This window comes from Microcystis sp. LSC13-02, from assembly GCA_002282935.1.
GTDB lineage: Bacteria > Cyanobacteriota > Cyanobacteriia > Cyanobacteriales > Microcystaceae > Microcystis.
The window spans coordinates 1-10,717 of the sequence record MTBT01000055.1 but is presented as its reverse complement, the minus strand read 5'-3'; the positions used below and the strand labels follow the sequence as shown (position 1 = coordinate 10,717).

The following is a 10,717-nucleotide window of genomic DNA, read 5'->3' as shown; positions in this document are numbered from 1 at the left end:
GCAGGTGCGAAACCCCGCAAGGGAAAGAAGCAGAAACCTAAATCGTGAGGTTTGGGAATCACCGTCCGTTTACGGCGGTGAGGATGTCAAGACTTACAAGATAGAATTTAGAGTCGGGATTATCTTATTTTTGTTTTCCTAATTGTTGAGCTTTATAAAAAGTTTCTAAACTGTCACTATCCCCGACAAAACGCCAGTGCCAAGGCTCATAATTGATACCCTGGGGATTATTTTCGGGGAAAGATAACTCGAAACTATACTGAGCAGCGTTATTTTGTAACCAACGAAAAGCGGCAGTATTAGCAAAACTGCTACTTAAATTCGTTGCGGGAGCGCTACTATCGCCAATATCGATCGCATAACCGGTATGATGTTCACTGTAACCCGGAGGTGCGCTCACTTCTGCTCGTTTGCGGGTTGGCTGATTGCGTTGTTTTTTCACTTCAAAAAAGAGCTTTTCTTGGGTTGCTTTCGATCGAAAAGCCGAAATTGGCATTAAAATCACCCCCGACCTTCTTGCGTCACTCTGCATCTGGATAAAAGCCTTGGCTGCCGGTTTCCTTAAACGCATAGCACCATCCCCAGTAATAGGGGCTAATTCCGTCTCTGGAGCCTCTTGGTAGGGTAAATGACCTAGAATGTTCTCAATGGGGCTAGGAGTGGCTTTAATGACGGGGGAGGGGTTAATAACTGGTTTTTTTAGGGAAGCGGAGGGACGATTCAAGACTACTATGGCAATTATCCCAGTTCCCAGCAGAGCGAGTAAACCGCTTGCGATCGCAAATATCCCCAGAGAATTAGTAGTTTGTCTGTACTGGCTGTCCCGTAAAGCTTCGGGAATATCATCGATCGGTTTCACGGTTTACTTACCCTCCTGCACGATAATTACATTATTCCCCGGCCACTCCATCTTGACGAGCAGCGTGTTGAACGGCGGCGGCCACAGCCGTAACTACACGACTATCAAAAACCGAGGGAATAATATTCTCTCGATCGAGATTAGCAGGAGTGATCAAAGAAGCGATCGCTTTGGCCGCTTCCAGATACATATTATCGGTGATTGCCCTAGCGCGACAATCCAGGGCCCCGCGAAATAATCCAGGGAAAGCGAGAACATTATTAATCTGATTGGGATAATCGCTGCGTCCGGTAGCCACCACTGCCACCAAATCATTGATTAATTCCGGTTGAATTTCGGGAATCGGATTAGCCATGGCAAACACGATCGCATCTTTAGCCATTCCCTTGACCATTTCGGGAGTCAATACCCCCGGTGCGCTCACCCCCAAGAAGACATCAGCGCCTTTAAGAGCATCCCCTAGCTTCCCACTGGCAGCCACGGCCCAAGCTTGTTTTTCTGGGGTTAAATCGTCCCGGTTTTGGGAGAGGATGCCATGGGAATCACAGAGGGTTATATCTGTAGCTCCTGCGGTTTTAAAGAGAGTAGCGATGGCGATTCCCGCCGCACCCGCACCATTAATGACGATTTTGACTGTATCAAGCGATTTTTTGACCAATTTGAGGGCATTAATCAGGGCAGCCAGGGAAACGATCGCTGTACCGTGTTGATCATCGTGGAAAACGGGAATATTTAATTCCGCTCGCAGACGTTTCTCGATTTCAAAACAGCGTGGAGCGCCGATATCCTCTAGGTTAATACCCCCAAAAACCGGAGCGATTCTTTTGACGGTTTCGATGATTTCTTCGGGGTCTTGGGTGGCTAAACAGATGGGAAAAGCATCAATTCCGGCGAATTCCTTGAATAACATCGCTTTCCCTTCCATTACCGGCAAGGCAGCCTCTGGCCCGAGATTTCCCAATCCTAATACGGCGCTACCATCGGTGACAACAGCGACGGTGTTGCCCTTGATGGTCAATGAGTACACTTGTTCGGGTTGGTGGGCGATAGCGGTGCAGATGCGACCAACTCCGGGGGTGTAGGCCATGGCTAGGTCATCTTGGGAGGTGAGGGGAATACGACTTTCAATGGAGATTTTACCCCGACGATGGAGATCGAAGGTGCGATCGGAAACTTTAAGAAGTTTAACATCCGGTAGAGCTTTAACCGCGGCGATAATCTGTTCCGCTTGGTCGGTACTAGCGGCATCAACCATCACTTCTCTGGTGCTAATCTTTAAATTGCGTTCGATCAGAGAAATTTGCCCTAAATTACCCCCGACATCGGCGATCGCATTGAGGACAGAAGCGAAGGTTCCCGCTTGATTGGGGATTTCTATCTTGAGACTTAAACTATAGCTAGGATTGGGCGTTAAATGAACCATGCTGAAGGCTTCCAATACTGATAAATATTGATTATCTTCTATCTGTGAAGGACTTTGGTATCTAATCGCGCAGTTTCTTTAGCTATTATGATCCCTGTGGGCCTAACACCAGTGGGACCACAGGGAGTCAGACCATGGCAGTTATCTTAATCATGAGGTGGGAAGTTGTCCTTTTAGGGGAGTCAGTCCTCGGTCGTCGATGGCAAATTAGGTTAGACTTCATCTTGATGAGAAAGGCTGTAAATATTCCACATTTGCCGATAAGCAGTTTCTAAGTCTCTAGTAAATTGTTTGGCATTCCAGAGGGGAGATGTATGACGAGACTTTCGGAGTTTCCAACGGACTTCTTCTCTTAAATTTTTATCCAATCCTAACTTAATTCCCCACTGTATATATTCCTCATCACTCCAAGCTATACCCTCAGTTATTCCCGCATTCATCATTAAAGTATAACCGTTGCGGGATGACCATTGTTGCCCCACTTTAACCACGAGAGGAATTCCCATCCAGAGGGTTTCTAAGGTGGTTGTACCACCATTAAAGGGATAGGTGTCCAAAACCACATCAGCGATGGCTAAATTTGCCCTGTAGGTTTCCGTCTGATAGAGAGGAAGCATCTTAATTCGATTAGTTTCTACCCCAACTTCTGCGGCAATTTGACAGAATAAATCCCAGAGGGAATTATCATCAGCAACTCCTTGAACCAGGAAATAACTATTAGCTACGGATTTGAGGATTTGCATTTGTAAGCGAATCATCGCAGGATTACGCTTAATTGCCGTTTGAGAACTTAGGTAAATAACCGCATCATTATTAATACCTAAATCTTCTCTTCGCAGGGTAGGAACGGCTATTTCAAAACCATCCACAGCGACAAAAGCGTCAGGTAAACGCCAGATTTTTTCTTGATAATATTCTTGGGCATTTTCTGGTAGTACATAAGCATCCGCTAAAAGATAATCTACTGCGGGTAAACCGGAACCATCAAAACCTAACCAGTTAACTTGAATAGGAGCAGGTTTTAAGGCAATAACTTTGGCAACGATTGCCCCAGTGCCACTATCTAAATCCACAAGAATATCGATGTTATCTTCTTTGATTTTGCGATAGGTTGCTAGGGAATCAGCAGTAGCATGATAGATTTTATCTGCGGGATTAGAAAACCATTGTTTAGTTATTTCATCCACAGGTTGACTCACCATATAAAGGTGAATATCAAACTGCTCACGATTGTGATAACTAATAGTCCAACGACTCAATAAACCGACGGGATGACGTTTTAAGCTTTGGGCAATGTAACCAATTTTCAGTTTTTTATTGGCATTATCTTCTCTAGGTTTGTCAAAACTTTCCTCCTGAAAACCCAGCATTGCTTTGTAGGTTTCTTGGAAAAAACTGCCAATCTGACTTAAGAGCGGTCGATTCTCTTTCGGGTTATCTTCATAGTAAGAAATCGGGTTCATAACTGTTAGTAAAGCTCCCCGAACTAAGGGATGTATATCTTGGGGCTTTTTTTCTATAAATTCTTTAATTAAGTGTTTATACTCTTGACAAATACTAGGAATGTCATTCCATTTTGAGGCTCGTAAAGAACCACTAAAGAGGAGCGATTGACTAAACATTTTTAAATCAATCGTTTGACTTTTCTCTTTCAACTTATTGACTAAATTGATGGCTTTTTCATAGTCAGGTAAAGAGATATAAAACCAAAATAAATTAACTTCTAAGTACAAACTTTCGGGATAAAGGGGAAGAAAAGCTTCCGCTAAGTCAACGGAATAAATAGGTTGATATTTCTCAAAAGCAAAGCGTCCAGCAACAGTGATGACGTGATTAAGTAATTCTAGAGAATTGCCAAGATGGGGTAAACTTAACCGAACTAATTCTATGGTATATTCATGAGCGTAAGGTATGACGGCAATTACTACCCGTTCCAATAATTGAGAGTTAACTGAACCCTGAGTAATTAATTCTAGTATTTGCCATTCTTGCAGTTGTTGAGGATGAAATCTATTTAATTTAATTTCAACGAGAGTTAAATGCAGTAAATTATCGAGATAACTGGGATTAATTTCCTGTAGATGTTTACGAATTAACCAACTGATTTCTAGATTTTCTAACTCTAATTGTCGGTTAGCTTCGGCTGCTAAAATATTGCTTAATTCCAGCAGCCATGAATCAGTTTCCTGTTCATATCCTTGAGTGAACACAAATAACCAAGTAGCTTGTGCTTCTTCTTCTTTTGCCTGCAAAAGATAGGATAATCCTAAATACCAATAATAACTAATTTCTAAGGGTTCTTTTTCTATCAGTTCTTCGTAAAACTGACTAATAATATCGTATTGATTGTTTTCTAAAGCGGTTTTTACTTCATTTTGCCAAGACATGATTTAATTCTCCCTGATTAACTTTCACAATAGATTTGCCACATTTGACGATAGGCGCTTTCCACATTTTTAGTAAACTGACGTGCATTCCAAATCGGTGAAGTTTTTCTAGATTCATCTAATTTAGCGATAACTTTGCGTCTCAATTGTTCATCCTTACCTAATTTAATTCCCCAATCGATATACTCCTCATCACTCCAAGCAATACCTTCACTAATTCCCGCATTAACCATTAAAGTATAACTATTTCTCGATGACCATTGTTGACCAACTTTTGTAACCAAAGGTATCCCCATCCACAGCACATCTAAAGTCGTCATTCCTCCCGTAAAAGGATAGGTATCTAAAACCACATCAGCTATTCTTAAATTTGCTCGATAAATTCCTGTGGGATAGAGGGGGAAGATTTTTAATCTCTCATAATTAATTCCTTCTTCCTCGGCAACTTTGAAAAATAATTTTTCCACTGATTTAGCATCACTTAACCCTTGAATACTCAAATAACTATTAGGAACTGCCTTTAAAACTTGTAGCTGAAGTCGAATAGTTTCAGGGTTACGTTTTATCCCCGTTTGTACGGTTAAGTAATTAATTGCATCCTCTGGAATCCCTAAATCATCCCTTCGGAGAGAAGGGTAAGCAACCTCGACACCATCCACACAAATATAGGAATTAGGTAAGCGCCAAATTTTTTCTCGGTAATATTCCTGTGCAGCTGCTGGTAAAACGTAATTATCAGCAAGATAGTAATCAATTGCAGGAATTCCTGACGCATCAAAACCTAACCAAGTCACTTGTATTGGTGCTGGTTTAAGTGCCATGACTTGACAAGTTGTGTTATTAGTGATGCTGTCTAAATCTACCAAAATATCAATATTATCCTGACTAATTTTTTCAGCGATTAGCAGAGGATCAATAGGTAAGTTATAGCAAGCATTTACCTGATTTTTAAAACAATGTTCAGTGATAAGATCTTCTTTTTGAGATACTAGGTATAAAGAGACATGAAATTCATTATAGTCATGATACTTCATTAACCACCTAGAAATTAATCCGATAGAATGATTATATAAAGTATGGGCAATATAGCCAATTTTAAGAACTTTGTTTGTATCTTTAATAGTCGATTTTTCCCAGTAATTACAGTTAGAATTATTGCGAACATATTCCTGAAAAAGTTGACCAACACAATTATTAATGTAACGGTTTTTTCTTGGGTTATCTTCTAGGTAAGTTAGAGGGGATACAACTGTTAGGTATGGTTTATTCAATAATCTTGGACATTCTCGATTAGCGATACTTTTTTGCAAGGATTCTGCATATTCTTCAATATCTGCCTTAATATCGACCCAATTACCGCTAAATAATTTGACATAAAGAGCAATAAAATCAGCAACAGCTTGAGAAGGCAACCCTTGACAACTTGTTTTTAATTGACTAGCTACTTGGATAGCAGCGGGAAAATCTCGATTATCAAAATAACATTGATACAGTTCAGCTAACAGATAAATTTGCTCCGGTTCTACTGCTAAACAAGTATTAATAATATCAATAGCCAATGGTTTATTATTCATGGCCAGAGAAGTTACTTTAGCTTCTACTACTTTGATGAAAGTTTGTCGCTGACAGTTAGATTGAAATATTGCTTCCAAGTAAGGGACGGTTTCTGGTATCTGAGAATCGAGAAATTTTTCTAAAACTTCTTCCAATAAACTTAACTCTAGACTCTGGAAATCATTTGTTTTTAACACATTAACAAATAACCAAGCTTTTAACTGCTCTTGCTCGAAATAATTCAAATCAATTGCTAATAAAATAAACCGCAGTAAATTATCAATATTATCGGGACTAATCTCGCGAATATGTCCTCGAATTAACCAACTGGTTTCTAAATTGCCTAACTCTAACTGTCTTCGCGCTTCCCCATCTAAAATATTGACTAAATCTGCTGTCCACGCAGTCATTTCCTGTTCATCCCCTTGACTGAGGACGAATAACCAAGTAGTTTGTGCTTCTTCTTCCCTAGCTTCCAAAAGATAGGCTAATCCTAAATACCAATAATGACTAATTTCTAGGGGTTCTCTTTCTATCAGTTCTTGATAAAACTGGCTAACTTGCCAGAAATCTCCTTGGATAATTGCCGGTTCAACTTGGGAATGCCAAGACATAAGTATTTATCGTTAAGTGTCTCTACTAGCGTACCCAAATAGAAGCAAAATTTTTCTATATAAGTAAAATTTATCAGTCGCTCAGGGGTTTGGTTTTGGGGTTTTAGGGTTTTAGTTGAAATTCCCCATTCCCCCATTCCCCCATTCCCCACCCAGTTTCAATGGGTCTTAGCTTACCATCAATGTCAGCCAAGAGTCAGTTTTTTGAAAGATTTTCTAAATAAACCAATAAATCGGCCATAGCTTGAGAATCGGGCTGAAATTTGGGCATTGGTGGGGTTTTACCGCTAATTACCTGTTCAATCAGACTAATTCTCGATTTGCGATGGGAAACGTCCTCTAAACTCGGTCCGACGATGCCATCAGCAAACTGGCCGTGACAAGCAGCACAGTTAATCTGAAAGATTTCGTAACCGCGACTGACATTACCTTGTAGGGATAACACCTCTTTAATGTAGGGATCTGACATCTTAGCCAGATGAAAGGTGATTAAATAGGTGCTAATCAAGAACAAAACCACGATTATAACCATTAAGAATCGATAAAGTCCGAATTTTGGTTTAACTAACTGACTATTCACGCAAGCTGCCGAAGGAAAGATGAGTTTCTCTTTACATTTTGCAACTTTTTGCCCCAAAATTCCACCGCCGCTGCTAGAGATAGAGAAATGGGGAATAATATTAAGACAAAAGCGCATCTTTTTCTAACCCTCTAGCAATGAACCTATTAACCAGACTGGAAGATTGGCCCTATATTATCTTACCTATCACCATCATCCTCAGTTTCCTGCTGTTGGGATGGCTCGTAGAACAGCGCGTTGTCAGTCAACTTTTATCGATTGCCAGAGAAAAAAACCTGCGTTTCTCGGAAGGGGTTTTACGTTCCCTGCGTGGATTAAGTATACTTTGGTTCGGACTTTTGGGTTTAAATATTGCCCTCTCCCTTCCCAATCTTCCCCTCTTTCCCTCCCTCATTTTCCTGAGCAAACAATTTCTGCTAGTGGCTTTTTTAGCTTCGGCCACTTGGGTTGTTGCTCAATTATCCGTGGAAATATTACGAGTTTATACCACGGGAGATGATGGCATTTCTTCCCTAACTTCCCTATTTGAATTTCTCGCCAAAGTTCTGATTTTTAGCTGCGGTTTTTTGCTTATTCTAAGCTCGATTGGCATTTCGATAACTCCCCTGCTTACTGCCTTGGGTATTGGGGGTGTCTCCCTCGGTTTAGCTCTCCAAAATACCCTAGCTAATTTAATGTCGGGGATTAATATTATCACTTCTAAAAAAGTTAGACCGGGAGATTATATAGAACTGAGAACAGGAGAAGCTGGTTATGTGCGAGATGTGGATTTAAGATGCACAGTAATCGAAGAAATTACTAATAATCTTTTGGTCATTCCCAATGCTCAGATCATTTCTTCTAGTTTCCGTAACTATAGTTTACCGGATAACTCCCTACTGGTTCCCGTGGAAGTGGGCATTAGTTACGATAGTGACTTAGAAAAAGTCGAAAAAGTTACCCTAGAAGTTATGCAAGAAATCGCCCAGCTATTGCAACCTAACCTCGGTGACTATCAACCCTTGATCCTTTATCGTAAATTCGATTACTATAGTATTCTGCTAACAGTTTATCTCAAGGTGGTAGAAGAAGAATTTTTTCAACATCTCACCATTAAACACGAATTTATTAAACTCCTACACCGACGCTATCAGCAAGAAGGAATTAAAATTCCCTATCCAATTCTTTTTCCCTATCCCCCCAGTAATCCCCCTAGTTAACTTCAATTCGCTATCGCAACCAACAATTGAAATGTGCGGACAAATTACAATTGATAATTCTCCTTAAAAAACTTACGAGTCATCGGTTGGGCAACTTCAATACCGTGGCCTTCTCCTAGTAATTCTAGTGGTTTTCCTTCCACTTGAATCCAGACTTTGGCATTGGGATTCTCGGTGGTAGTAGTATAGATGATTTGTGCCAAACGACCGATCAACATATCAGGGCCATCATCAGTGCCAAACTCGCGCGAGAGATTAATCTTAATTCCCGTTTTATCTACTTTTAAATCAAGTAATTTAGTCCCGGGGGGAATAGTAGTCATATCCGGAGGATTACTTGGACCAGCTAATAGAATCTTCAATACTGCTGTTAACTCTCGGTCGTCGCTATCTGCTTTTTGAACGGTAATTTCTTGGGTGACTAATTGATTACCCGTATCAGTCACTTTTAACCAATAAACCTGTCGATTTTCCCTAACAGGAATAGCTGCAGGAGTTGCTGTCGGACTTGTCTCCACTGGACCGGGAGAAACTGGTTTAACAATTGGTGATTGACTTATCGGCACTGGAGTGGGAGATTCAATCGGGTTTTCGCTGTTTTTCTGGGAGGAAGATAGGTGATGGACGGCAAACCAAGCAGTGGCCCCACCAGCAGTAAATAAAGCGAGGCCGATACCAATTATCCAAGGTAAAGAGATTTTATCGCTAGAGCGAGAACTAGGCATAATTCAGTTATCAGTTATCAGTTATCAGTTATCAGTTATCAGTCGAACTCTTTTATTCTCGCCACTTCCCCACTTCCCCACCACCCCACTTCATAATTCATAATTCCCATTTATTCTCCCCCCGCAACGCGCACGAAGTGGTCTCCCCACTTCCCCACTTCCCCACCACCCCACTTCATAATTCATAATTCATAATTCCGATATCCTGTTTTCCGACCGTTAAATTTAATTGGGGTTCCCCGATCGAGGTTCAATTCTGCCAAAGGCGGCTATACTCAGCTTATCATCGTCGATCTGCAATTGGAGAAGGCGGGCGATAATTCCTTGTTTCTCGAAGTTTTTTAAATCTAACTGGGTGGATATACCCTCGGCAAACCCCTTGAGAAGACGCGAGGAGAGGCGACGACCATTAAGAGTGGCTGTGGGGTCAATAAGCTCGATTTTTCGCCCCTGCACTAGCTTAAATCCCACTTCTAAGCTCAGATCGAGGCTGGCTGCCGGTTCGTCCGGCCGTTGTGTCTCTAGCTCCAGCCTCAGAGCGACTCGATTATTATTAAGAAAGTTAAAACTTGCTTGACTAAGTTGATATTTTGTGCTATCAGATTCTTCCCTAGAGGGAATCAGATTATTAATCAGGGTCTGAATTTGTTCTTTGACCGCTGCCGATTGTAGAGCTTGATTAACATTAGTTTCCGTGAGGACGAGATGCAATGCCCCCGCAGCTGGTCGGCGCAAGGCGGCGGCTAAACTGCCGTTTTTTTGCTGTAATCGCCGCAAATCGAGGCTAATTGGCTCAGTTTCTAGCTCGATCTTCTCAATGCGAACATCAGCAAGGGGATAAATTCCCCGTGCAGAAATGCGAACTCGATCGATTTTGCCTTGCAGAGCCTGATAATTGGGAGTATTATCGACCCTCACGGCTAATTGTTCCACTTTTTGGACTTGGGAGCGAAGGGCATGGGCTAAAACCGTATCGATAATTGCCCCCGCCGGAGTTAACAGGGTCAAAACACTAGCGAGAGTGATTGTTAGCCATTCCATCGCTCAATTACACCCATCCAGCTAAATTTTGCCAAGCATTAGTCAAAAGCTGACTTAACCAACGTCGTTGCACTTGATCTAAAATCGCGTCTTCTGCGAGAATTTCTTCAGTAAGATCATCGAGAGATTGACCCTGAGCGCGGGCCATTCTAATAATTCCCGCAATCACGGCAGCGATCATCTCCTCATCGACGGGACGCTGTCGGAGGGCGGCAATTTCTTCGGGGGTAGTCGGGATGGGATAATTCATCGAAAATTTGGGTCTGAAACCCCGTCGTTCTACGACGGCTTTACCGTTAAATACTAGCGCATTTACCAAATATATGCTAAAATGT

9 protein-coding genes are annotated in these 10,717 nt (G+C 41.6%); 1 reads left to right on the top strand and 8 read right to left on the bottom strand.

The window, feature by feature from the left end; translation table 11 throughout:
* Positions 1-124: 124 nt before the first annotated feature.
* The 5 genes from BGL89_RS03275 to BGL89_RS03255 form a co-directional block, all read right to left on the bottom strand.
* The gene (locus BGL89_RS03275) at positions 125-859 is read right to left on the bottom strand and encodes a M15 family metallopeptidase (RefSeq protein ID WP_286824424.1); all 735 of its coding nucleotides are present in this window, start codon (positions 857-859) and stop codon (positions 125-127) included.
* A gap of 31 nt (positions 860-890) precedes the next feature.
* Entirely contained in the window at positions 891-2,282 is a 1,392-nt protein-coding gene (locus BGL89_RS03270; RefSeq protein ID WP_286824423.1) for an NAD-dependent malic enzyme, read from the bottom strand.
* A 212-nt stretch (positions 2,283-2,494) separates the two neighbouring features.
* On the bottom strand, positions 2,495-4,669 hold the full coding sequence (locus BGL89_RS03265; RefSeq protein ID WP_286824422.1) for an O-linked N-acetylglucosamine transferase, SPINDLY family protein: 2,175 nt from the start codon (positions 4,667-4,669) through the stop codon (positions 2,495-2,497).
* Positions 4,670-4,686: 17 nt separating this feature from the next.
* Positions 4,687-6,837 (bottom strand): O-linked N-acetylglucosamine transferase, SPINDLY family protein, encoded by a 2,151-nt coding sequence (locus BGL89_RS03260; RefSeq protein ID WP_286824421.1) that lies wholly within the window; start codon positions 6,835-6,837, stop codon positions 4,687-4,689.
* A gap of 196 nt (positions 6,838-7,033) precedes the next feature.
* A complete protein-coding gene (locus BGL89_RS03255) occupies positions 7,034-7,534 on the bottom strand; it encodes a c-type cytochrome (RefSeq protein WP_502692597.1) in 501 nt (166 codons plus the stop codon).
* 20 nt (positions 7,535-7,554) lie between these two features.
* On the opposite strand from BGL89_RS03255, the gene BGL89_RS03250 reads away from it, so the two are divergent.
* Positions 7,555-8,616 carry a mechanosensitive ion channel family protein gene (locus tag BGL89_RS03250; protein ID WP_286824420.1) on the top strand — a complete coding sequence of 354 codons (1,062 nt, stop codon included), beginning with the start codon at positions 7,555-7,557 and terminating at the stop codon, positions 8,614-8,616.
* Positions 8,617-8,660: 44 nt separating this feature from the next.
* Here BGL89_RS03250 and BGL89_RS03245 read toward each other — a convergent pair whose 3' ends face one another.
* From BGL89_RS03245 to BGL89_RS03235, 3 genes are all read right to left on the bottom strand, one after another.
* Positions 8,661-9,341, bottom strand: a complete 681-nt coding sequence (locus tag BGL89_RS03245; RefSeq protein WP_286824419.1) for a GerMN domain-containing protein — start codon at positions 9,339-9,341, stop codon at positions 8,661-8,663.
* 225 nt (positions 9,342-9,566) lie between these two features.
* Positions 9,567-10,382 (bottom strand): LmeA family phospholipid-binding protein, encoded by an 816-nt coding sequence (locus BGL89_RS03240; RefSeq protein ID WP_286824418.1) that lies wholly within the window; start codon positions 10,380-10,382, stop codon positions 9,567-9,569.
* Positions 10,383-10,389: 7 nt separating this feature from the next.
* Positions 10,390-10,632, bottom strand: a complete 243-nt coding sequence (locus BGL89_RS03235; RefSeq protein ID WP_286824425.1) for a hypothetical protein — start codon at positions 10,630-10,632, stop codon at positions 10,390-10,392.
* Positions 10,633-10,717 lie beyond the last annotated feature (85 nt).

What these genes read in the sequence shown, in the direction of transcription:
- BGL89_RS03270 (WP_286824423.1), bottom strand. Translation starts at nt 2,282, where the DNA reads ATGGTTCATTTAACGCCCAATCCTAGCTATAGTTTAAGTCTCAAGATA.
- BGL89_RS03265 (WP_286824422.1), bottom strand. Translation starts at nt 4,669, where the DNA reads ATGTCTTGGCAAAATGAAGTAAAAACCGCTTTAGAAAACAATCAATAC.
- BGL89_RS03260 (WP_286824421.1), bottom strand. Translation starts at nt 6,837, where the DNA reads ATGTCTTGGCATTCCCAAGTTGAACCGGCAATTATCCAAGGAGATTTC.
- BGL89_RS03255 (WP_502692597.1), bottom strand. Translation starts at nt 7,534, where the DNA reads ATGCGCTTTTGTCTTAATATTATTCCCCATTTCTCTATCTCTAGCAGC.
- BGL89_RS03250 (WP_286824420.1), top strand. Translation starts at nt 7,555, where the DNA reads ATGAACCTATTAACCAGACTGGAAGATTGGCCCTATATTATCTTACCT.
- BGL89_RS03245 (WP_286824419.1), bottom strand. Translation starts at nt 9,341, where the DNA reads ATGCCTAGTTCTCGCTCTAGCGATAAAATCTCTTTACCTTGGATAATT.
- BGL89_RS03240 (WP_286824418.1), bottom strand. Translation starts at nt 10,382, where the DNA reads ATGGAATGGCTAACAATCACTCTCGCTAGTGTTTTGACCCTGTTAACT.
- BGL89_RS03235 (WP_286824425.1), bottom strand. Translation starts at nt 10,632, where the DNA reads ATGAATTATCCCATCCCGACTACCCCCGAAGAAATTGCCGCCCTCCGA.